We start from the raw sequence: 25,439 nt of genomic DNA, 5'->3' as shown, positions 1-25,439 counted from the left end.
AAATCCTCCCCGTCCGGGAAGTGGACGGCCGGCGAATCGGCCAGGTCCCGGGACCCATAACCCGCAAAATCCACGGTCTCTTCAAGAAAAAGGCAGGACAGGAATGCCGAACGTCAAAATAGAACGCGCCCTCATCAGTGTCTCCGATAAAAACGGCCTCATTCCGTTCGCGCAGGAACTCCATAAGCTCAAAGTCGAAATCATTTCCACGGGCGGCACGCTCAAGGCCTTGAAAGACGCGGGCATTCCCGCCATTCCGATCGACGAAGTCACGGGATTCCCGGAAATGATGGAAGGCCGCGTGAAGACGCTGCATCCGAAAGTGCACGGCGGGCTTCTTTACCGCCGCGACAAGGAAACGCACGTGCAGCAGGCGCGCGAGCACGGCATCCGTCCCATCGACCTCGTGGTCGTGAACCTCTATCCCTTTGAAAAAGTGACGTCCGACCCGCACGTTGAGCTGGAAACCGCGATCGAGAATATCGACATCGGCGGGCCTTCCATGCTGCGCTCGGCCGCGAAGAATGCGGCCGCGGTCACGGTGGTCTGCGATCCCTCGGATTATGCGGCGGTGCTCGACGAATTGAAGCAGCATCAGGGCGCCGTGTCGGATGAAACGCGTTTCCGGCTCGCGGTGAAGGTGTTCGACCGCACGGCTTCCTACGATCGCGCGATCAACGATTTTTTCAGCAGCCGCTGCAACGGAAACGGCCAGGCGCTTCCCGCGTCCGTTTCCTTTAAATACACGAAGGCGCAGGATCTGCGTTACGGCGAAAACCCGCATCAGCGCGCCGCGCTTTACGTGGCGCAGGGCAGGCCGCTGCCGAAATACTGCCAGCAGCTGCACGGCAAAGAACTTTCCTACAACAACATCATGGATATCGCGGCCGCGCTCGATGTGATCCGCGAATTCCAGAACCCGGCCGCCTGCGTGATCAAGCACAACAATCCCTGCGGCATCGCGGAAGCGGCGGACATCGGCGCCGCGATCGACCAGGCCGTGGAAGGCGATCCGGTTTCCGCGTTCGGCGGCATCGTGGCCATCAACAAGACCTGCGACTCCAAGATCGCGAAACAGATTTTCGAAAAACTGAATTTCTTCGAAGTGCTGATCGCGCCGGTTTACGAAAAAGAGGCGCTGGAATTTTTGAAGACGCGCAAGAACCTCCGGCTCATCGAATCCGGCGTGCTGGACGAAGACGGCCTGGAATGCCGTTTTCTCAAGCAGGGCGCGCTGCTCGTGCAGGACGCGGACCCGCGCGTGGCGCCGTCGGCGGACGCGTTCAAAAAAGAATTGAAAGTCGTCACGCAGAAACAGCCCACACCGAAGGAACTGGACGAGCTGATCTTTGCCTTCAAATGCGTGAAGGTCGTCAAGTCGAACGCGATCGTGCTCACGCAGGGCACGAAAACCGTGGGCATCGGCGCGGGGCAGATGTCGCGCGTGGATTCCGTGGACATCGCCTGCCGCAAGGCCGGCGAAAAAACCAAGGGCGCCATTTTGGCCAGCGACGCATTTTTTCCCATGCCCGACTCCATCGAAATCGCGGCCAAGCACGGCATCCGCGCCATCATCCAGCCCGGCGGCTCCATCAAGGATCCGGACGTGATCGCGGCCTGCGACAAATCCGGCATCCCGATGGTGTTTACCGGCAAGAGACACTTTAAACATTGATTCTTAAACCTCCTCTCCCGTCCTCTCCCCCTGAAAGGGGGAGAGGGAAGGGTGAGGGGGCGGCCGCAAAATGGACTTCCAAAAATCCCTCAGCTATCTCGATTCGTTCGTAAATCTCGAGCGCGCGGTCCTTCCTTCCCAAAACCGGTTCATGAACCTTGACCGGATGAAATGTCTGCTGAAGCTCTTCGGCAATCCGGACAAGAGTTTTGTTCCCATCATCATTGCCGGCACGAAGGGCAAAGGCTCCACGGGTTTTTTCCTTCACTCCATGCTTTGCGCGGCCGGCATTCCCTCGGGCTTTTATTCCTCGCCGCATCTCCAGACCCCGCTCGAACGGATCCGCATCAACGGAAAAATTATTTCGCAGGCCGCGTGGGCCCGGGCGTTTTCAGAAATCCGGCGCAAGCTTTCTTCTTCGAAAATCCCCTCGAAATTCGGCGAGCCCACGTATTTCGAAATCATGACGCTTGCGGCCGCGCTCGCATTCAAGAGGGCGCATGTACGCGCCGCGATTTTCGAAGTGGGGCTCGGCGGACGCTTGGACGCGACGAACGCCATGGACGCGCCGATCGCGGTGATTACGACGCTCGGCATGGACCATGAGGCCGTGCTCGGTCCGACCCTGCGGCACATCGCGCGCGAAAAAGCGGCGGTCATCAAGCGCGGCGCCGAAGTCGTGACCGCGCCGCAGCTGCCCGAAGCCATGCCGGAAATTTTCGACCGCGTGCGCCGGATGCGCGCGAATCTTCATCAGGTCGCGCCCGCGGGGCCGGGGCCCGCGCTGGCCGGGGATTTCCAGCGCATCAATGCGTCGCTGGCCGCGGCCGCGGCAAGGCTTTTGCGCGAATTGGATTTTGCCGTGCCGGAAAAAGCGATCCGCGAAGGCCTCGGGCGAAAAGACTGGCCGGGCCGCATCGAGAGTGTGCCCGGAAATCCGGAAGCGCTGCTGGACGGCGCGCATAATCCCACGTCCACGCAGGCCCTTGTGGACTACCTGAAGAAAAGCTATGCTAACCGCAAACGCGTCCTGGTTTTCAGCGTGGCGCGGGACAAAAATTCGGACGCGATGCTGAAAATCCTGAGCGGCTTCTTCGATACGGCGGTCCTCGCGAGGATGGGAAGCCCGCGCAGCCAGGAAACCGCGGTGCTCCTGGCGCAGGCCCGGAAGTATTTCAACAACGTGTTTCCCGCCGCGCGATTTCCGCAGGCGTGGGGCCTTGCGAAACAAGTCGCCGGGCCCGGTTCGCTTGTCGTGGTCACGGGCTCGCTTTACTGGGTGGGCGAAGCCCGCGCGCATTTAAAAAAACGCATCCCCTCTCCTTTATCCTCTCCCCGTATGCGGGGAGAGGGAAGGGTGAGGGGCAAAAAGAGGAAGCATGCCCGCAGTTAATCTGGACGACACGATCGCCGCGGTCGCGACTCCGCCGGGAGAAGGCGGCATTGCGGTCATCCGCATCAGCGGCCCGGCTTCTTTCCCGATCGCAGGCCGCGTTTTCCGGCCCGCGGGCGGCGGCGCGGTTTCGGATTTCCCAAGCCACACGGTCCACGCGGGAAACGCCCTGGACGGCGAGGGCAAGCCCATCGACCAGGTGCTCTTGTCCGTATTCCGCAATCCCAAATCCTATACCGGCCAGGACGTCGTCGAGATCAGCGCGCACGGCGGCCTGGGCATCACGCGGAAAATTCTCGACTGCATCCTGGAAAACGGCGCGCGCATGGCTGAGCCCGGCGAATTCACGAAGCGCGCTTTCCTCAACGGCAAAATGGACCTCACGCAGGCCGAGGCCGTTATCGACCTCATCAAGGCCCGCAGCGAAAAGTCCCGCGAGACCGCGCTGCGCCAGCTCGAAGGCGCGCTTTCCCGGAAATTCAACGCGCTCCGCGAATCCCTCATGAAAGTTTACGCGCACATGGAAGCCTTCCTCGATTTTCCGGAAGAAGACCTCGAAATTTATTCCGACCAGGCTTTCGACGGCCGCTTCGGCCAGATCAAGGACGAGATCCGGAAACTGATCGCGAGCTTCAGGCGCGGCTCGGTTTTCCGTGAAGGTGTGCGCTGCGTGATCCTGGGAAAACCCAATGCGGGCAAATCTTCCTTGTTCAATGCGCTGCTCGAGCGCGACCGCGCGCTGGTTTCCGAATACGCGGGCACGACGCGCGACATGCTGGAAGAGTGCATCGAAATCGGCGGCATCGCGGTGCGGCTCATGGATACCGCGGGCCTCGGCCACGAATCCACGCATCCCCTGGACGTGCTGGGCTCCCAGCGCACGCGGGAAGCGCTGGAGGGCGCGGAGCTTGTCCTTTTTGTCGTGGACGGGTCCGCGGCGCTCGAAGATAAAGACCGGGAAGTTTTCTCTTTGATCCGGCAGGACAAGCCTGTCCTTGTGCTGGTCAATAAATCCGACTTGCCGCGCAAACTCAATCCCGCGGAGCTGGAAAAAATCACGGGACGGCGGGATTCTGTTTTTCTCTCCGCGAAATCGCGCGACGGCATGGCCGGCCTCGAGCGGAAAATGACGGACTCGATCCTGGGGCAGGCCGGCGGCGGGGAAGGCGAAGAAATCACGCGGCTGCGGCACAAAAAAGCGCTCGAAGCCGCGCTCGAATCGCTGGAGCGGGCGCACGCGGCGTTCCGCGGCCGTGAATCGCTCGAGATCGTCACGCTGGACGTGAAAGCGGCGCTGGACCAGATGAGCGAGCTGGTCGGCGAGATTTATTCCGAAGACCTTCTGGACGTTATTTTTTCGGAGTTTTGCATCGGCAAATAACCCCGGGGACATGCCTTCAGGCTTGTCCCCGGCAGGGGAGACAAAATGACATTCAAACGGCCGCCGCTCCACACGTCAATCTTCGCTGCCATGATTCTGGGCGCGATCGTGGGAAAACTGTTTCCGCAATGCGTGCCCTGGGTGCAGCCGCTCGGCATGATTTTTCTCCGGCTGCTGAAGCTGCTCGTCGTCCCGCTTACTTTCATTTCCATCGTGTACGGCATTGCCAGCATCGGCAGCATGGAAAAGCTTTCCAAGATGGGCGCGAAGACCATGGGGTTCTACCTCACCACGAATCTTCTGGCGGTGACGACGAGCCTCATTCTTTCGAACGTCATCAAGCCCGGCGTGGGCGTCACGGTTTTTGGAAGCAAGCCTAACGCCGTGCCAGCGCCAGGGCCTTTCTGGGAGGTGGTGCCGGATAACATGTTTTCCGCATTCGTCAGAGCGGACACGATGCAGATCATCGTCGTCGCGCTCCTTTTCGGTGCCGGCCTTGTGTTCATGGGCGAGAAGGCGAAAAAATTGAAACAGGCCGCGGGAGAAGCGAATGAGCTCATGATGGCCATTACTTCCGGCGTCATCGAGTTTGCGCCGATCGGTGTGTTCGGGCTGATCGCAACCATGGCCGGCAGCTTCGACATGTCGCTTCTCATGGGCGTGGGGAAATTCGCTCTGACCATCATCCTGGGCCTTGCCATCCACTTCGTCACGCTTTCGGTGATGTTCCGGATTTTTTCCAACAGGCCGTACGGACGCTTCCTGAAAAACATGGAGCCCGCGCTGATGATGTCGTTTTCGACGTCGTCTTCGGCCGCGACGCTTCCGGTCACCATGGAATGCATCGAGAAAAAAGAAAACATTTCACCGGAAGTCGCGGGCTTTGTGCTGCCGCTCGGAGCCACCGTGAACATGGACGGTACCGCGATCTATGAGGCGGCAGCCTGCCTTTTCATCGCGCAGGCGCTCGGCGTTCATCTCGCGCTCGGACAGCAGATTGTGGTGCTCGTCACCGCGGCCATGGCTGCGATCGGAGCGGCGGCCGTTCCGAGTGCGGGCCTTGTGACGCTGGCGCTGGTGCTGAACGCGGTGCGTCTGCCGCTCGACGGCATCGGCTTCCTGCTCGCGATCGACCGCCCGCTGGACATGGCGCGCACCATCGTCAACGTCTGGGGCGACATGGTGGCCTGCGCGGTCGTGGAAGAAAAAAAGAATAAAGACTAACGTGGCATGGACGGGGACGGGTCTTTAGACTTGTCCCCAGGGTTGAAAATGCAGGACCCCTCTTGATCGCAAGCAAGCGCTTGCAAGCTAAGCGCCATAACAGGAGAAAAAAGAATGAAAGCCATCCGCGTTCATGAGTTCGGCGTTCCGGAAAATATGAAACTGGAAGAGGCGCCCGATCTCAAGCCGGGCGCGGGGCAAGTCCTGGTAAAAGTCCAGGCCGCGGGAGTGAATCCCGTGGACACCTACATCCGCGCGGGCACGTATCCCGTAAAACCCGCCCTGCCATTTACGCCGGGATTTGACGCGGCGGGCGTTGTCGAGGCCGTGGGCGAAGGCGTGCGCAAATTTAAAAAAGGCGACCGCGTTTACACGACCGCCACGGTGACGGGCGCCTATGCGTCCCTGGCCGTGTGCCCGGAATCGGGCGTGCATCCGCTGCCGGAAACGCTGAGCTTCCCGCAGGGCGCGGCCATCGGCATTCCCTATGCGACGGCCTGGCACGCGCTTTTTCACAAAGCCCAGGCGACGGCCGGCGAAACCGTACTCGTGCACGGCGCAAGCGGCGGTGTCGGCGTCGCGGCCGTGCAGATCGCGCGCGCCGCGGGCATGACCGTGATCGGGACCGCGGGCACGCCGGAAGGCCGCAAGTTAGTCTTGGGGGAAGGCGCGCATCACGCGCTCGATCATCGCAATCCCGCGTATCTCGACGAAATCAAAAAAATCACGGATGGGCACGGCGTTTCCGTGATCCTGGAAATGCTGGCCAACGTGAACCTGCCCAAAGATCTCGGCCTGCTGGGCTTCCGCGGCCGTGTCGTGGTGATCGGCTGCCGCGGCGACGTGGAAATTAATCCCCGGCTTCTCATGGCCAGGGACTCGAGCGTGACCGGCATGCTGATTTTCAATGCCACGCCGGAAGAGAAAAAGAAAATCCACGCGGATTTGTTCGAAGGTTTTAAAAGCGGCAGGCTGCGGCCCGTGGTCGGCCGCGAGCTTCCGCTGAAAGACGCGGCGCGGGCGCACCATGATGTCATGGAATCGCCGGCACACGGAAAAATCGTATTGATTCCCTAAAACAAAAACCCCTCTCCTTTATCCTCTCCCCTGAGGGGAGAGGGAAGGGTGAGGGGAAATTGGAGGACGTCTTGAAAAAATCAATTTCGGAATGGATCGAAGAATGTCACTCGTGCGCGCGTGAAAAAGGCTTTTGGGAGAGGGAGCGCAACGTCGGCGAGATGCTGATGCTCATTGTTTCCGAACTCGGAGAAGCGGTCGAGGCGCACCGCACCGGATCGCACGGCCTCATGAAAAAAGACACGTTCGAAGACGAGCTCGCGGACACCGCGATCCGTCTTTTCGACCTTTGCGGCGGCCTGGGCATCGATCTGGAAAAGCAGATCGACTGGAAAATGAGCTTCAACAGGTCGCGGGAAAAAAAGCACGGCAAAGCTTACTAATCTCACGCGCGGCCGGTCGTCCTACCATAAATAAGCACGCCCTGTGCCCGGGTTGTCGTTTTCTCTTTTTTTGACCCCTCCAAAGCCATTGGCTCTTGGCCTCCCAAGCTATCCCTTGTTCCTCTTTGCTATATCGCAAAATCGGAATTCTTGAACAATTTTCCTTCCAGAGATACCCTTTAGGCACCTTATTTAATAACTTATAAAAGGACATAAGTAGAGCCTAACTCCAACATTCCAAAGGGGAATCATGGACAAGGTCCCGCAGCCGGAAAAACGTAAAACGCATTTCCTGACGCGCGTCATCGCCGCCTTTTCCCTGGTGTGCTTTGCCGGTACCCAAACCCCTGCGCTCCCCGCGGCCTCGGCCTCTTCCGTTTCTCCGGAACCCACGGTTTCAAAGTCTTTTCCTTCGGATCTCGCGCAGCTCACGCTTCCCGGAAACTTCGGAAAGGTCGAAGAAATTTTCCAGGGCAAGGACGCGCGGCGCGTCATCGTGGTGCAGGACGCGCACGCGGTCCCGGAAGCGCAAAAAAACATCGGCAGCATCATCGCGCATCTGCGCCGCGAGCATGGGCTGGGACTCGTGGCGGCCGAAGGCGCGGTTTCCCGGCTCGATCTGGATTTTTTCAAAAGCTTTCCCGACAAAGAAATCCTTCAGAAGACCTTCCAGGATTATTCCGAATCCGGTGAGCTCACCGGTGCCACGGCCGCGCTTCTGGCCGCAGACGATAAAGACCATCCCTGTATTTTCGAAGGCCTCGAAGACTGGCCCCTGTACGAAGACGGACTGCGGCTTTACCTCCAGGCCCTGAAAAGCGAACCGGATCTCCGGCAAAAAATCGCGGCCGGAAGAAAAGACCTCGGCGAGAAAAAAGAAAGCGTTTATTCTCCGCGCCTTCTCGAGCTCGACCGCGTCCTTCAATCCTTCCGTCAGAACGAAACGGGCCTGCTCGAAGTGCTGAAGGCCCTTGCCGTGGTGCGTAAGCCCGAAGCGGGCAGCGAAATCGCGCTCCTCCTCGAACAGGCTTCGCGCGGCGATGCCGTCCAGAGTTCTCTCGACGCCGAAGTCAAAAAAATGGCCCGCGATTTCAAGGCCTTCCTCGACGCCGGACAGTTTCCCGCGGAAGAACGGATCGCCTTCAACAAACACGAACAGGATTTCCTCACCTCCCTGGAAAGCGCGGAAAGTTTCGCGATCTACCTGAAAGAACGTTCGGAAAAACTCGGCGCCGGGATCGAATGGACCGGCGCGCTGTCCGCGCACGCGGCCCGCGAAAAGCGGCTGCGCGACCTCGAAGGCACGAAGTTTTTCAAAGAGCTCGAAGCCTACACGGCCTCGGTCAAAGAAGAACTTTTCCGGAATGAAGAAGAGCGGCGCCTCGACGCCGAGAGCCGCGGGCTCGATCTGGCCGCCCGCGCCGCCGTGCTGGAATTGACGCGCGGCGAATGGGAAGAATGGAAAAATACGCCGGCCGCGGACGATCCCGCTTACCGCGCGCCTCGTGCCTTTTACGAAAATGCCGAGTCGCGCGACCGGATTTTCTTCCGCAACATCGAGGCGCTGATGAAACGGCATTCGCAGGACGTTTCGCTTGTCGTGGCCGGCGGCTTCCACGCGCAGGGCATGGCCCAGGCCTTGAGAGAGCGCGGAATTTCCTACGCGCTCGTGCGGCCTGAAATCGCGCAGCTTCCCGAAACCAACTCTTACCGCGACCAGATGCAGGGACGCTTTTCCTGGCGCTCTTATTTCCAGAACGAAAACGGCAGGGTGAGCGTTTACAAAGCCTTTGTCCGCGCCGCACGCGACAAGCTCCTCGACCGGGTAGCGCCCGCGGAGCAGGGAAGAGTCATCAAGGAATGGAGAGACACGATCGTCCGTGACGCGGCCGTGAGAAACGACCTCGCCGGCGTCGGGCAGGACACGCATTTCCTGGACGAGCTGTCCGGAGACGCGGGCCCGCTCTGGCTGAAAAAAGTCGAACATTTCGCGGAACAGATCCGGCAATGGGATTCCGCGCATCAATTGACCCAGGACAAGGTCATGGGGCTTCTGCATCCGGCCATGACGCAGAGCCTCGCGGGCGCCATAGGCGCGCCGCGGGTTTGGGCGAGCGCGGACGTTGTTTACGGCATTCGCACGGAAGCGGAAACCGTGAAGGCGGAGATTCGTCCGGAAGCGGCGGCGAAGACGGAAGCGCCGGCGCAGGCGGCCGCGGTCGAAAGCCGGCCGGAGCTTCGGGCCTGGATTTCGAGGACGATCGTGATGCTGGTGACTGCGGCGCTGGTGGCGGTACTGGCGGGCGGATTGCCCCGCGGAGTGCAGCCGCAGGCGGGCGCGCAGCGCGCCGAGCGGGCGCGGGCGTACTACGATATTTATCTCGACCGGATCAGCAAGGAAACGTACACGAGCGGCAGGGGATTCGATTCCAAGCAGGTGCCTTACTCGCTCAAAGACCGCCTCGACGCGGTGCGCGTGATCGCGAAGGCGCACAAGGACCGGAACATCCGGGGCGGAGATTATGAACTCGTTACGGGGGCCTTGGACACGGGTATGGGACTCTCGGCGGCGCGCGTGGAAAGAGCGGCCTACGGCAATAAAAACATCGATGAGCTGACCAAAGAACTGGCGAAGAAACGCAAAGAGGGCGTGAAGCTCTCCGAAGACGACGACGCGTTGAAAGCGGCGAAAAGCATCACGGATTATTACCTCGCGGATATCCAGCCGGAACTGAACTTCCAGTACGAAGCCGGACAGGCGCTCCTGGCCACGGGCATGACGCGCGAGAACGTGCAGGCGTATGTGAACAGGCTCGTGAAACCGAGCGTTTACAAAGGCTATCTGGGGAAATTCGAAAAAGACCTTTACCCGCAGTACTTCCTGGCGGATCCGAAGGACAAGGAATTGAAACGCGTGCAGGCGGCGCTGACCAAGGCGCGGGACAGGAACATCGACGGCTTGAAGGGCGTGAGCGCGGCGCTCGAGAAGCAATATAACTTTGCGGATAAGGAAGCCAAGGCCGCCAGGACCAAGGTGGAAACGCTCGAATCGGAAGCGGCGGATGCCAAGACCAAGATGGAAGCGTTCGCGGTCGATCTGGAGCGGCAGCGCCGGCTTTTGAACGGCGACAGGGAAACGACGTCGGTCAAAGGGTACGTGCAGGCGAAGGAAGAATTGGAAAAAGAGCAGAAGCAGCTCACGCGCGACAAGAAATTCGCGGAGGCGCGGAAGCTGGAAGAAAAGATCCAGGGCATTGCCAAGGACATTCGCGACACGAAGCGCAAGGAGCAGGAGGCTTCCGACGGCCGGGCGCGCGAAGAAAAAAGGATGAGAAAAGCGCAGCTCGACCTTCTCTCGGCGCGGACGGACGCGGCACGGCTCGAGAAAGAAGCCAAGGCCATCGAGGACACGTTCGCGGAAGTGCGCGACGCGCTCGACGACCGGAGAAAGCGTTCGGAGCTCCGAGCTGCAAGCGAGGAGAGCTTTCTCGGTGCCGGACTTAAGGAAGTCCGGCCGGAACTCCGGGCTCCGGGCGAGGAAGCCCCGATGGAACTGCGCCTGATCGATTTTTCCCGCGCGCGCGAGCGGGCGGAAAGTTTTCAGACCGGAGCGGCTGAGACGGCCGCGCGTCCGGAAATGCGCGGCCTTTGGAGGGCCGCGGTCATGCTTCTCACCGCGGGCCTGGTGGTCACCTTCAGCGCCGGGCTTCCCCGAAACGTGCAGCCGAAGTTGGGCGCCCAATATAAAAAGGAAGAGCGGCAGCGCGCCTATTACGATACTTACCTGGACCGGCTCACCAAAGAAGGCTATGAGACCGGCCCGGCGTACGACCGCAAAATCGTGCCCTGGTCGGACGCGGACCGCAGCGACGCGGTCGCGGGCATTCTCAAGGCGCAGAAGGACGGCCACCTCCGCGGCACGGACTATGATCTGGTGCTGCGTTCGCTTTCCTCGGCGATTACCCGTTCGAATGACAGGATCGAAAGGGCGGTTTACTCCAAGGACATCGAAAAGCAGGCCGACGAAATCGCGGCGCTCCGCAAAAAAGGCGTGAAAGTCGAAGAAGACGACGACGCGCTGGCCGCCGCGAAAAAAATCACCGACCTTTACGTGGCTGCCGCCGGCCGGGAGCTGAAGCTCCAGGAAGACCTCGGCAAGGCCATCCTCGGCATGGGCGTTACGACCGACACGATGGACGCTTACATGAAGCTGGTCCGCAGCGCCGCCTACAAGTCGCAGATGGAGCATTTCGACAAGAACCTCTACCCGAAATTTTTCCTCGCGGACCCGAAAGAAGTCCTCCGCAAGCGCGTGGAAAAGACTTTTGCCGCGGCGCGGGACGCGAACATCACGCGCCTGTCGACGGTGGTGAAGACGCTGGAAGCGCGGCAGACCTCCGCCAAAAAAGACCTGGCCGCGGCCCAGACCAAGGTTGAGACGCTCGAAGCGCAGGAGAAGGCCGCCAAGGAAAAGGCGGAAACCTTGAAGGACGACCTCGAACGCGTGCAGCGCCTGCTGCACGGCGACAAAGACAGCACCGCGGTTTTTGGACTGATCCAGGCGAAGAAGGATCTGGAAGCGGAACAAAAGCAGCTCACGCGCGACAAGAAATTCGCGGAAGCCCGCAAGCTGGAAGACAAGATCCAGGACGTGGCCAAAGACATCCGCGAGGCCCAGCGCAAGGAAAAAGAGGTCAAAGACGCCCGGGGCGACGAGCTGGCCAAGGAACAGAAAGCCAAGCTCGCGCTTTTTACCGAACGTGCCACGCTGGCCACGGAAAGACGGCGCGCCGAAAGCGTGACCGCGCTTGTCGACGAAGTCAAAGACCTGCTCGCGGACCTGAAAAAACGCAGCGAGCTGCGCGGGGAAGAAGAGACGGGATTGCATGAGCCGTACAGGCCTGAACTCAGGGCCATCGATGTCAGGAACGCGAGAACGCGGCTGCTGACCGCGGAAAAAGAAACGCTTGGAAGCCGTCTCCGGGCGGGATACGAAGCGGTTGCCCGTAAATCGGGCGTGTCCCACTGGCTTCTGGATCTCGGCGCGGGGAATGGAGAGCTCACCTCGAAAGCCGTGCGCCGTCCGGACCGGTCCGTAGTTTTTGACCAGACCTACGCGGTCGAGCTCGATGCCGGACGCCTCCAGACCTTCAAGCGCCTTTACATGTTTCCGGGCGCCCAGCTGATTCACGGCGATTTCTTCGACGTCACCGAACAGCTCGAAAAACAAAAGGCAAAGTTCCGGGCCGCGCAATTCGCGTTCAGCGTTAACTTTATTCCGATGGCCGACCGGGACAGGCTTTTCAAGCGCGTCATCCGGCTCGTCGGCGAGGACGGCGTCATTGCCTTCGTCCTGAACGGCAAGAACCGCGAACAGCGCAATCAGGTCATGGCGCGCGACCAGCTGATGACCAAGCACCGCGTCACGGCTGTCGACGCGGACACGAATTTCGAAAACGTTTTCCAGGAATGGGGCCATGACGTCCGCGTCGAGCACGTCGTCGTCCCGCATGAGACCGCTTCCCGCGACGAAATGATCCAGCTCGTCGCGGCCGTCCTTCCCGAAGAAGACCGCAATCCCGTGAAGATCGCGCGCTACGTCGACGCCAACCTGCAGGTCAAAGAACGCGGCGTTTACCGTTTCGAAATCCATTTCGACATCGTGTGGGTCACGGTCAAGCCCAAGGTCGAAGCGCCGAAAGCGCCGACGGTCCAGAAAGTCCTGAAAGATTTCGCGATGCCGATTCTCGGCGCCGGCCAGCGTCTGGGTTTTTGGGAAGCCGGAGGGAAATACTACACGCGTACCGGGACCGACGCCTTCGTCGAGATTCTTCCGGGGGATGTCGGCAATGCCGTGAAAACCATGTTCGACCGCGCGGCCGCCGCGCGAGGCGCGCGCCCCGTATCCATTGCCTTCCAGGCGGGGATCAGCGACGACATTTTCCTTCTCGGGCTCCAGCATGTGATGGATTCGGCTTCGGACGCGGTAAACAAAAAAGCCGCCGTCAAACTCTACGACACCGCGCTCAAAGACGACGTCAAACTCAAGATGGCCGGAGATGACAGCGAGCTGCTCGACGCGCTTGCCGCCATCGGGGCCAGCGTCCCGCAGATCCGCATCGAACGAAGCGAGCTGCGCGCCATCTCGGCGGACGACAAGGCGTTTGTCCAGGCCGTGGCGCTCATGGGCCTCGAGCATTTGCCGCGTCTCATGGACGCGATCGACACGCTGATCATCGAGCATGGGGAAGAAGTCGCGGAATTGCCCCGCTTGGACTTCGGTAAAGATCTTCCGAAAGCCGCGCGTGACGCGCTCGACGGCGAAACCGCGGCGGAACAGATGGAACAGGTCCTCGATCTCCCGACTTCGGAAACCATGCTGACGGCTCTCAAGGCGCTCTTCGGTATAACAGGCAAAGGCGCGCGCGAGAAGCTCCGCAATCCCGGACTTGTGACGCTCGTGCGGGGTCTTGTGACCGGCGAGTCCGCGGAAGAAACCGTGCAGCCGCCGCAATTAAAGGAAGACGCGGAATTCGCGGCGGACGGAAACAGCCGCTCGGTGCCGGTGCTCATCCGCCTTTTCTGGCCGCGTAACGGCCATGAAATCCTGCTCCGCATCAAAAAAGACCAGAAACCGGACACGAGACTGCCTCCTGACGAGAGAGTCAAACTGCACAAGGGATGGACCTACACGGTGCGCGTGAGCGGCGATCTTTTGAGCACGACGGTCGAAGTCATCCCGCGGGATCAGCCCGGAGCGTACGTCGCGGATAAGGTCGACATCCATGCGGTGCCGGGAGAATATGAAGGATTGGAAGAAGACCTGGGGACCTGGGCGAACGGCCTCGTGGGCACGGCCATGACGCCGTCGAATCCGAAACTGCGGGGAGAGCTGCGCGCCTCGAGCGCGGAGGCCGAACCCGCTTTGATCGAAGCATGGAAAGCGGCCGCGCCGATTCCGCTGCAGGACTGGCAGATCGAGCTCATGAAGAGTTCTTACCGGCTTCGCCAGGCGGAAGAAATCAAGTCCCGGGACAAATTTTACAGCACGATGAAATGGCTCGCGGTCGTGAGCATTGTGGCGCTCGGCGCCAAGATCGGGACGGCTCTCGGCATGATTGCCGCGGCGGGCCTCGCCAATATCGCGGTGGTGTTTCTGGTGGGCCTGCCGGTCGCGTACTTCCTCAGCGTCATCGTTCACGAATTCGGCCACTGGGCCATGCAGAGAATTCTGGACCGCGCTTACGAAAAGAAAACGGGAAAGCCGCTTTCTACGAGAAACGAAATCTTCTGGTTCCCGCCCCGCGTTCAGATCAAGAATAACGGGCTTGCCTGGAAAATCGGACCGGCCATGGCGGTTCTCGCGGCGGCCGGGCTCCTTAACCTGGCCACGGCTCTCGTCCTGCTGGTGCCCGGCTATTTCCTTTATCAGGCTTTCGGACAGGACTCGCTGCTGCTGGCCGGCATTGCCGTCAATGTTTTGGCGAATTTCACCGGCTTCCTGCGCAATCTGGTGGAGCCGGGCGATCACATGGCCTCCGACCGCGAGCAGCTTCTCCAGCTCCTGAGAATCCGTGGCATGCTGCGGCAGGCGTCCGGGCTTTATGATCTCGGTGAGGTCGAGGGCGTATGGATGAGCAGCCATTATTTCATGATGCAGGACGGACAGCCTCATGCTTTGCCGGGAATCGCCTGGAAATCGCCCGACGAATATTCTTTTTACGTTCGGACGGACAAAGGCATTTATCATTTCGAGGCCCAGCTTCTGGGACCTTCGGTGCCCGAAAGAGATTTCCTTTTCGAGTATTCGCTTCCGGAACATTGGGCCACCGTGCCTTACAGAGTCAAGGGCCGGAGGATCGAAGGCCGCGAACCGGGCGTGTCGGAGTTCGATTTCCGCGGGACGAAAATTTCCGTGTACAAGATCGACCTGCCGCCGGCGCTGCAGCCCAAGGAAGCGGCCGGCCGCGCCGAACTGCGAACGGCTGACGAAGAAGACGCGGCCACCGAACGCCTGGCGGCGGCTTACATGGCCCGCCTTGCGAAGGGAAAGGCCGATGACCGCATTGTGCCTGCGGGCACTTACCGCCAGGGGCTCACGTTCGATGAGGCCCGGGCCATTCCGTTCACCCGCATGGACATGACGTCGCTTTATGAGTTTTTCGTTTTCATGAGCGACACCTTCGGCAAAAAAACTCTGGCGGCCGCTTTGGCCGGGCATCCGGAGCTCGCGGCTCGGCGCGCGGAAATCGAAGCGCGTTATCAGCGCCTTTTCGAGAAGACACTTTCAAACCCGCACCTGGGAGCGCTTTCCGGAGCCCAGCACGGCGGCGCGGTCAACCTGATCGTCAAGGAACTCACCGGCGACTACGACCCTTATTCGGAAATCAGCGGCCGCATTGTCGCGGCTTTTGACGCGCTCCTTCACGACAGCGGACGCTTCGACCTCACGGCCCGCGCGGGTTTGCCGCAGGTTCCCGAGGCCCGCGGCAAGATCGGCCCCGAAGCCGCGAACGCGCTCTATCAATCCTTTGTGCTCACCGAACTTTCCGGCGCCGCGGCCGACACGGTCCTCCTGGGCGTCCAGAAGGCCGTGGAAACGATGGCGCAGGCCGCGGGTTTTGAAGTGCCTGCGGGAATTTCCTGGGACGACGAAAAGCAGGTCAGCGCCCTGCTCGACAAGGCCGCGGAAACCGCCGGCCACGACGCGGCCTTTGCGGAAAACGACGTGCTGCGCTGGAACTCTTCCGACATGATCGAAGTCAAACTCATGAAGCTGGCCGTGCGCCGCGCCTTGACGCATCTTCCGGACCGCGAAGCCTTTGACGAATGGATCGAAGACCTGAACCGGAATCCGGAAAAACCCGTGGTCTATGTTCCTGACAACCGCGAATATTTTCCTTTCCAGGAAATCGGCATCGAAGCGCTCCTTCGTTCGGGATTTACCGTGCTCGTGATGGGCCGCGAGGCGCCGGTGCTGAACGACGCCACTTACGATTGGCTGAACGAGCGTCTTTCCAGCCACCCTTTATATAAGAAGCGCCTGTTCGTGGTTTCGTCCGGCACGGACACGGCGGGACTCGACCTTGCCAATCTGGATGCCGAGGCCAACACGGCTCTGGCGGAAGCGGGATCCGTGGTATCCACGGGCAACACGAATTACGAATCGCTTTTGCAGCGCACGAGCCAGGAAGCGCAGCAGACCTCGCTGACCGTTTTCACGGCGCGGCCTCTCCGCGGCCCGGGCGAACGTTTGAAAATGGAATTTGTTTTGCGGCGTCCCGAGCTCCGAGCTTCGAGCGAGGAGCTGCTTCGCAGTGCCGGACTTAAGGAAGTCCGGCCCGAGCTCCGAGCTTCGAGCGAGGAGCTGCTTCGCAGTGCCGGACTTAAGGAAGTCCGGCCCGAGCTCCGAGCCGAGATGCGCGGGGGAATCTGGAAAGTACTGGTGGCGCTCACGGCGGCCGCGGCGGTTGTAGCGTTCAGCGCGGGATTGCCGCGGGGCCTGCAGTCCAAGGCGGGTGCGCAGTATAAATCCGAAAGGCCGAGGGCTTATTACGACCGCTACGTGGACATGATCAGCAAGGAAAACTATGCGACCGGCCCCAGCTACAACCAGAAGTATGTGCCGTACACGATGGCCGAGCGGCGCGACGCGCTGAAGCAGCTGGTCAAAGCGCAAAAAGCAGGCGACATCTGGGGCAGGGACTATGATACGGTGCTGCGCGCCATGGCCACAGGCATCAGCCTTTCGGCGGACCGGCTGGAACGGGCCGCCTACGGAAACAAAGACATCGACGATCTGGCCAAAGAGCTCGAGAAAAAGCGCCAGGACGGCGTGAAGCTTTCGGAAGATGACGATGCGGTCAAAGCCGCTTCGAAAATCACGGGCCTCTACCTTGCCGGCATCCAGTCCGAGCTTGATTACCAGTACGAGACGGGGCAGGCGATCCTGGCCATGGGCATGACGCAGGAGAACCTGAATACCTACGTAACCCGGCTGATACGGCCGAGCGTTTACAAGGGATACCAGGACAGATTCGAGAAGGACCTTTATCCGAAATACTTCCTCGCGGATCCGAACGACAAAGAGTTGAAACGCGTGAAGGCGGCCTTGACCGCGGCGCGCGACAAGAACATCGATGCCCTGAAGAACGCGGGCGTGAGCGCGACGCTGGAAAAACAGTACACGGCGGCCGACAAGGCGGCGAAAGCCGCGAAGTCCAAGGTCGAGACGCTGGAAACCGAACTGGCGGACGCGACGAGCAAGACGCAGAAATTCGCGGAAGACCTGGAGCGCCAGAGACGGCTTTTGAACGGCGACCGGGACAATTCCTCGGTGAAAGGCTTCGTGCAGGCCAAAGAAGAGCTGGTGAAGGAGCAGAAGCAGCTCGAGCGAGACAAGAAATTCGCGGAAGCCCGCAAGCTGGAAGAAACGATCCAGAGCGTGGAAAAAGACATCCGGGACACGAAGCGCAAGGAACAGGAAGCCTCCGACGGCCGCGCGCGGGAAGAGAAGCGGATGAGGCAGGCGCAGTCGGACCTGCGGGATGCGAAGAGCGAAGCCTCGCGGCTCGAGAAAGCGGCCAAGGACATCGAAGACACGTTCGCGGAAGTGCGCGATGCGCTGGAAGACCGCAAGAAGCGTTCGGAATTGCGCGAGCTTTCCGAAAACGACAAAAGATTTCTCGAGACTTTCAACCTTTACGTGCAGCGCCGCAGTGAGCATTTGCTCGGCGACAGCGGTTCCATGAGGACGGACAAGGGCATCTTCGTGCCGTCCGTGCCGCAGGAAGTGCTGGCCATCCTGCGTGAAGTGCTGCGCGGCGGCGAGACTTTCGTGGACCTGGGCGCGGGCATTGGATCCGTGGCCGCGCTGGCCAGCCATGCCGGGGCCGCGCAGGCTTTCGGCGTCGAATCCGATCAACGGGTGATCGATGCGAGCCCGGAATTTCTCGAAGACGTCCAATTTTCAGCCGAGCACATGCCCGTGGGCATGACCGCTTTCGACAAGAAAAACGTGACCCTCGTCCAGGGCGACTTGATGACGGCCGACCTGGCCACGCTCGACGGAAAAATTCCCGGGGCAGCCCAGCGCGTCTACTTTTATTACGCTTATTCGCGCGGCAGCCAGTCCCGCGAAAGCAACCTGGCTTTCCTCGAAGTCTTGAAGAAACTTCCGGCGGGCTCGCTCGTCATTCTCTATGGGCTCCGTGAAGGAGCCGGCGGCGTGCGCGATTTTACGGCCGAGGATTTGAAACCTTTCGGAGAGCCGCTGAAAAAATTTGAGCACGGCGAAGGATTTTATTCCGCGGTTTACCGGATCAAGTCCGAATTGCGGGTGACCCCGAACGACCGGCTGTTTTTGAGCGCGACCAAACAGCCGACGGAGATCCTGCTGCACTCTCTTCTGGACGAAACCCATCATCAAAGGAGGACTCGTGACGGGATTTTCGTTCCTTCCGTCCGGTCCGAAGTCCTCGGACTTCTGCGCGCGGTCATGCAGGGAGGCGAAACGTTCGTGGATCTCGGCAGCGGCATCGGCACGGTCGTGGCCCTGGCAAGCCATGTGGGCGCGGCGCGCGCTTACGGCGCGGAATCCGACGGCCTGCTGGCGCGGTTGAGCGGGGAATATTTTGAAAGCGTCCGCGGCGCGGCCGGACCTCTGCCCCCGGGAGTGACTTCTTTTAACATCCAAAACGTCGAAACGGTCCAGGGCGATTTCATGCAGATGGACCTCGGGACTCTGGACGGCCGCATCGCGCCGGATGCGCGGCGGGTTTATTTCTATTACGCCTTTTCGCGGGGGTCGCAGAGCCGCGAAAACAACCTGGCTCTTTTGAGAAAAATCCAGAAACTTCCTGCCGGCTCCCTTGTCATTTTTTATTCGCTGAGCGAAGACGCGGACCATGTGCGCGATTTCACCGCGGAAGACCTCCGCGTCCTGGGCGAGCCGGTCCACCGCATCAGCCACGGAGACGGCTTTTATTCCGCGGTTTACCGCGTTCCGGAAAGGCAGTTGGATGACGCGGAAAAAATCCGCGGCCTTGTGACGGCCGCGGTGGACACGAACGAGAATTTTCCGGTCAAGCCCCAGGGCTTCAAACGCGGCCCGGCCATCAAGGCCGTTGCCGGAGCGCTTGCGGCCGTGCAGGGCGCCATCGAGCCCTCGCACGTGACCCTTGCCTTTCAAGCCAAAGGCGTTGGGCTAAATCCCAGGAAAGGTTTTGCCGCGGAATTCGCCCACGCGCTCAATGCCACCCTGGGCCGCGCAGAGCTCCGAGCTTCAAGCGAGGAAAGCCTTCTCAGTGCCGAGCTTAAGGAAGCTCGGTCGGAGCTGCGCGCACGCGGAGAGCCGCTTGATTTTACGCCGGAGCAGCTGGAAGAAATCGCCGCTTTCGACGAGCACACGGTCATGACGCCGCTGGTCTCCAAAATCGCGGCCGATCTTTTCGTGATCAACGGCGCCAAGGGCAAGTACATCGTGAAAAAGCCGAGCGCGACTTTCTCCGAAGCCGATGAGTACATGAAAAACGAAATCGAAACCATGAAAGAGCTGAAGGCGGCATACGAAGCGAAAAAGCGCTCGGGGCAGCCCATCCCGCAGCACTTCAACGTGCGGTTCGGCCAGTGGAACGAGAAACTGGGCGGGCTTATCATGCCGTATCTCGACGGGGAAAACGGTTACGACTGGTTTGAAGATCAGAACCACCGCTTCAAGCATCAGTACCATTATTTCGGCGCGGCCCTTCAGGTGGCCAGCACCGTCGCGGTCCTTCACAGCCTGGGATTCGTGCACCGGGACCTGAAGCTCGACAACTTCTTCGTGACCGACAAACCCATCCTCCAGCTTTTCCTGATCGATTTCAATCTCGCTTACCACCACTCGAGCGGCCGGCCGGTGCTGCGCGGGGCCACCAAAGGCTATGCGTCGCCGGAGCAATGGCGCGAATTCGAATCCGGGATCATGGTGCCGCATCCTTTGGAAGACTACCTGCGCCAGGACGTTTATTCTCTCGGCGTGACGCTCCTGCGCCTTTGGCTTGGCGGCTACACCGGTTCCGAGTACGGCACGGACCTTCACTTTACGAATATGGATCCGGGGCAGATTCTCGAGCAGGTGGATTTCAAAGACGTGCCCATCAAGGACATTCTCCAAAGGGCCCTGGATACCGATCCGAAAAGGCGCTGGCCTAATGCCATCGAAATGGAAAAAGCCATCCGCGCGCGCATGAACGAAGTCCGGTCGGGTCTGTGGAAAGAAGCGCCTGCGAAGAGAGACGAGCATTTCCCCAGCTCGCTGGAGCAGGCCATGACGCTTGTTCACGACCAGGTCGACCTGCCCGCCAAAAGACCTGACGCGGAAAATCCCGATGCCGCTCGAAAACTCATCCGCGCGATCGATCCGGATCTGGAATACGAACGTTACCTTGGCAGCAGCGCTTCCGGCCATTTTTATCTCGTCAAGCTGCAGGGCGAACGCATGACGCTCAAAGTTCCCGTGCCGGCTCAATACTGGGACATGGATTACCTGGAGCATCACTGGAACATGCTTCGTGAAACGCGGCGCAGGGGCGTCGAGGACTTGAAGAACATGTACCGGGCCCGCGATCTCGAGACCGTGCCGGACATCAAAAAATATTATCAGATCGACATGAAGACGCGGCAGGGACGCCAGTTCACGACCTACGCCGTGCTTACCGATTACCAGGAGCCCATCGCCGAAGCCGGATATCTGGCGGCGCCCGCGAATCAGCGCGGGTTTGCGAAGCAGATTCTTCTTTCGCTCTACGAATTATGGCGCAACACCCTCACGATGCCGGGCTTCCAGGAAGGGAGCCTTATCAGCAACGTGGAAATGAATTCCGTTACGCTGAGCCCGGGCGTCCCGGCCCCGCAGGAAACCGTGCCGCCGCTTCCCCGGATCCGTTTCTGGACGGGACGGCTTCAGCCCAACCCGGCTCCGGAATCGTTCTGGAAAAAGCCGCAGCAGGAATTGCTGGATTTCTTCGTGCCGCGCATCCGGCGTGTCATTATGATGAACCGTCCTGCCGGCGAGACTTTTGAAATCGACGACTCGGAATTGCGGCGCGGCGTGCTCGAAGCCCTGGGCATTCTCGGATTTTCGAGCACCATCCGGGGCGCGGTCGATGAAGCGAAATCTGGAGCGAAGCCCGAACTGCGGGCGACGGACGAGACGGAAGAGTCCGCGCACATCCTCACCGGCATTTTTGGGGAACCGGGCATCGAAAATCCGGGCTTTGATACGGCATTGGACAAAGCCGCGTGGAACGCTTTGCTGGATTATTTGAAAAAGGCCGTGGACGAGCGGGTCAAGGACAAGAGCGCATTTGAACGCAAAATGACGGCAGCCTTGGTGATGGCGGTCTCTCTCGAAGACCGTGTCCTGGATCTTCGCGGAGACTTTGCGGAAAACAGGGCGACTTACAAAAGCATTTACCGCCTCGCCTCGGTTTTGAAACCGATTGCGGGACGGCCGCGGAGTCTTTCTGAAATTCAGGAGACGATGGCTTTGCTGGCGTCCGTCATGGCGTCCCTCAAAACGGCGGCAGCCGCCGAGCCCGCGATTGCCGATGCCGCGGCGGAAATCGAAAAATATGAAGCTGCGCTGACACTAGCGTCGCGCGCCGGCGTGACGCTGGAAGCGGCCAAGTCGGCTGCTGCCGCTCAGCGGGAATTCGGCAAGTGGGTTAATGAAAGATCGAGGGACGCAGGATACGAGGGGCTCCGAGCGGTTTCCAAATACGAACCGTCCGGCCTGCGCTTTTCGGTTTTTGGAGATCTTGTGACCCTCGTGGCTCAAGCGAGCCCCGAAATTTCTTATGAAAAGCTTTTGGCCGAATGGCAGGCGCTCGAGAACAAAAGAGAAGACGGCGGTTCGCTGACAGCCATGCTGACCAGCCACTCGGACGTGATGCGCATGCTGGGTATCGGGTGGCGAAAATACGATCGTGAGGAACTTTACGGCGCCCTACCCGACTCTTATTACCGCGGCAAAGACGTGCTGGTGATGCCGGCCGTCGGAAACGTCCTCAAGCTGCTCAAAGACCAGGGCGCGAAAAGCGTCACCGCGGTCGACAAATCGCAGCGGGTCATCGACCTGCTTACCCGGGTGCTGAATTACGCCTCGGTTCCCGAAGTGGCCGCTTATCTGAACAACTACCAGCGGTTCCAGGAAGAAGGGCCCATCGCTTTCGAGCGCGGCGGCGGGCCGCCGGTGGACCGCATCCTGCATTTGATGGCAGACGGTGCGGAGCCGAAGCCGCTCGAAGGCGTCCGTGCCGTGCAGGGCGATGTTTTCGCCCGGCTTCCGCTCGAAGATTCTTCGGTGGATTTTGTTTTGGTGCCTTACCTGATGGGCGTTCCTAACGGCGTGACCGCGGGCTTTTATAAGCAGGCGATGCAGGAACTTCTCCGCGTGCTGCGTCCTGGCGGCAGGATCGTGATTATGCCGGCCGGCGTTTCGGGTTTCGGCATGGATCTTCTCGGTGGACGGGGTTTGGCCGAATCCGCGGCCGCAGGCATTGCTTCGATGAATACGCTGGATGACTTTTTGCACCGCTTGCCTGAAGAATTTGCGGACCAGGGTTACAAGTTGAGCACCAATTACGGCAGCCCGTTTGAATTGAAAAACGTCGGCGGCGTGGGCCTGCAAGCCAAGGGGACGTATGCCGTCGTGGAGCTCGCAGCCAAAGAAACGGCCAAGGCGGCGCCGATCCCTGAAGCGAAGCCGGAGCTGCGCGCGGACGAAGAACAGCCGGCCACGCATGAAGGCCTGGACAGCACGCTGACGCAGCGCCGGAATCCGGAATTGAAATACGATCCGGAATTCGACGCGCTCGCGGCTAAGATCATCGTGCGCTGGCTCAAGAAAAATCTGGCTCTTTATCCGGGCTGGACCAGCGTGGCCGGAGTCAAGGTCGAGCTGATCGGCGCGGGGAACAATGTCAGGACGTACGGCGTTTACAGGCAGGTGGCCGGAGGCGTCAAAATTCTTTCCGACGCATTCAAGATCACGCGCAAGCCGCTCTCGGACAAAGGCGGGCCCGAGGACGTCGAGGCCTTCAGCGGAGAACGGCCGGACCACGTCGCGGCCACGCACGACATCACGCCCAAAGACGCGGCGGATCTGGGCATCACGCTCCTGCAGCGTCAAAGCCTGGGCGTTCCTCTGAACCGGCTGTATGACATGGCCGTGAAAGACCAAGATTACGAAACCGCCGCCGGGATTTACCGCGAGCTCATCGTCCTCATCAACGCACTGCTTTCCGGAAACCGCATTTTTGTGGCCGACAGCAATCTGTTCAACGTGATCCGCACGCCGGATGCCGCGGCTTTCAAAGACGTGATCGAGGTTTCGGATGGCGAGTCCCTGTCGCTCATCCTGCCCAAGCTGCTCGCGATCGGCGACGAAGGCGAACAGAAGACGCTGCTCGCGGACCTGGAGCACGCGCTCTCGCTGACCGCCAGCGGCACGTATGCGGCCGACAAAGACAAACGAGACACCGAGCAGCGCAGCCTTTTCGACCGGGGCAAATGGCACCGTCATTTTAATTTCCTGCAAATCCTCGCGCCGATCGTCGTGGCCAGCGGCAGCGCCAAAACCAAAGATCTCAACAAAGCGCTTCGCAAAACGTTGAAAGAGCTCGCGGAGCAAAGAGTTCCCCTGGCCGTGTTCCTTTACGGCCTGCTCCGTTCGCCGGAAAAAGACGATTTGATCGAGGCCCTGGATTATTACCTGAACACCAAAGGGGAAACTCCCCAGCTCGCCGAAACCGCCTGGAACAAGCTGGGACCCGTGCTGCAGAACCGCATCCAGGACGGCGTCAAGCTCATCCTGCAGACGCAGGACATCGCGAACAAGCCTTCGGTGGACGTGGAAAAAATGGCGCGTCTCGCGCTCCAGACCATGGGGCTTGCCCTGCATCAGAAGAAGAAAGTGGCGCCGGCGTTCCTTTTCCACGGAGAGAAAGCCCTGATCCTGATGGAAGAGCTCGTCAGCCGTACGAAAGACAAAGCGGCCCGCGGCGCGATCTGGACGGGGTTCGCCCAAGACTATGCGAAATATCTCGAACGCTTCGACACGTACCTGCGCGATCTCGAAAGGGAAACGAGCGCGGCCATCGAACCTTCCGACCAGCGGAAGGTGGACAGTTTCCGCGCGCGTCTGGACAAGATCGAGGCCAAGCTCGAAGGAAAATCCGAAATGCGCGCCACCGAAATTGTTCACTCCTGGCTCGAGGTCGAATCGCAGATCAACATGTGGGCCGAAGAATTCGGTCTGATCCAGCACGTCGACGTCGCGACGGAAGAAACGACCGTGCGCGTTCTGGAAAGCACGGATCTTCATACGCCGACGGAAGATTACGGGACCGTGACGAATGTCGGCACGCGCATCCGCGACCTGCTGGAAGGCAGCGTGGAAGTGGAATTGCCTTTCAAACTCGTGCTGAACAACGGGTTCGAAGGTTTTGACCTCGAAATCGCTCCGCTGGGCCATGGCGTCGAGCTGTTGTCGGAACTGCGCGAGGCCTCGCAGCAGCTGATCGATTTCTACCGAGGGCTGGGGGAATTCCGCGATGAATCCGTGGACATGATCCTGAAGTCTCCCCGCGTCTTCGCAGACGTCCTGGAAGAAACCGCGCTGGATGTCCGCATGCGTGAAGACGCGGCCGCGGGCAAAGAAGCCCTGAACCATTTTGCTTCGATCCTGACGCTGCGCGAATCGCTGGTCGTCGATTACAGGATTTCGCCGCAGGATCTCCTGCGCATGAAAAACCCGGAAGCCGTGGTGCGCGGGCTTTTAAAAACCGTGCGCGACGCGGTCAGCGCCAACAAGCATCTTATCGTGCGCATCACTGTTCCCGCGGGGCTGGCTTCAAAGCTCGACCGCATTTACGATTCCATGGGCCTGCACAAAAAAGATGTGATCCGCCGCCGGATTTCCGGAAGCGAGATCACGCTGTACAATGCGTCGCTTCCCGACGCCTCGGCCTTGTCCGGCGCTCCGTCCGTGACCGTGGGCGTGCCAGGCACCGTGGTTAGCGAAGGCAAGTTCCTGGCGTCCGACCGTTATGACGACAAGACTCAGGTCACGTACCGGGACCAGGACGACACGGCCGTTGCCGGCAAGCTTTTCACGGCCGCCCTTATCGTCGGCGCCGAGGCTCTTTCCCAGAACACGGTCAACGGCCTGGCCCAGTACGAAACCGATCATTTCCGCGCCCGCAGCCGCGACGCGTTGGATCACCTCACGTCGCTCGTCATGAGCATGCTCGGCGAGCACCG

General features: G+C 60.2%; 7 protein-coding genes. All 7 read left to right on the top strand.

Features of this window, described 5'->3' with window-relative positions:
* The first annotated feature begins 103 nt into the window (after positions 1-103).
* Positions 104-1,675: a bifunctional phosphoribosylaminoimidazolecarboxamide formyltransferase/IMP cyclohydrolase gene (gene purH, locus VL688_00985; GenBank protein HTL46614.1), complete on the top strand. Its 1,572-nt coding sequence runs from the start codon at positions 104-106 to the stop codon at positions 1,673-1,675.
* A 70-nt stretch (positions 1,676-1,745) separates the two neighbouring features.
* Positions 1,746-3,068: a folylpolyglutamate synthase/dihydrofolate synthase family protein gene (locus tag VL688_00980; protein ID HTL46613.1), complete on the top strand. Its 1,323-nt coding sequence runs from the start codon at positions 1,746-1,748 to the stop codon at positions 3,066-3,068.
* Entirely contained in the window at positions 3,055-4,449 is a 1,395-nt protein-coding gene (gene mnmE / locus VL688_00975) for a tRNA uridine-5-carboxymethylaminomethyl(34) synthesis GTPase MnmE (protein HTL46612.1), read from the top strand. The genes VL688_00980 and mnmE overlap by 14 nt, the downstream gene beginning before the upstream one ends.
* 45 nt (positions 4,450-4,494) lie before the next feature.
* Positions 4,495-5,673, top strand: coding sequence for a dicarboxylate/amino acid:cation symporter (locus VL688_00970; protein ID HTL46611.1), 1,179 nt, complete (start codon positions 4,495-4,497; stop codon positions 5,671-5,673).
* A gap of 114 nt (positions 5,674-5,787) precedes the next feature.
* Positions 5,788-6,750, top strand: coding sequence for an NADPH:quinone reductase (locus VL688_00965; GenBank protein HTL46610.1), 963 nt, complete (start codon positions 5,788-5,790; stop codon positions 6,748-6,750).
* Between the two features lie 71 nt (positions 6,751-6,821).
* Positions 6,822-7,133 (top strand): hypothetical protein, encoded by a 312-nt coding sequence (locus VL688_00960; protein HTL46609.1) that lies wholly within the window; start codon positions 6,822-6,824, stop codon positions 7,131-7,133.
* A gap of 250 nt (positions 7,134-7,383) precedes the next feature.
* A partial coding sequence (locus VL688_00955) for a methyltransferase domain-containing protein (GenBank protein HTL46608.1) occupies positions 7,384-25,439 on the top strand: 18,056 nt, incomplete at its 3' end.

It is taken from the genome of Verrucomicrobiia bacterium, from assembly GCA_035495615.1.
Lineage (GTDB): Bacteria > Omnitrophota > Omnitrophia > Omnitrophales > Aquincolibacteriaceae > DATJFP01.
The sequence above is the reverse complement of the archived record's forward strand: the minus strand, read 5'-3'. Positions and strand labels throughout refer to the sequence as shown.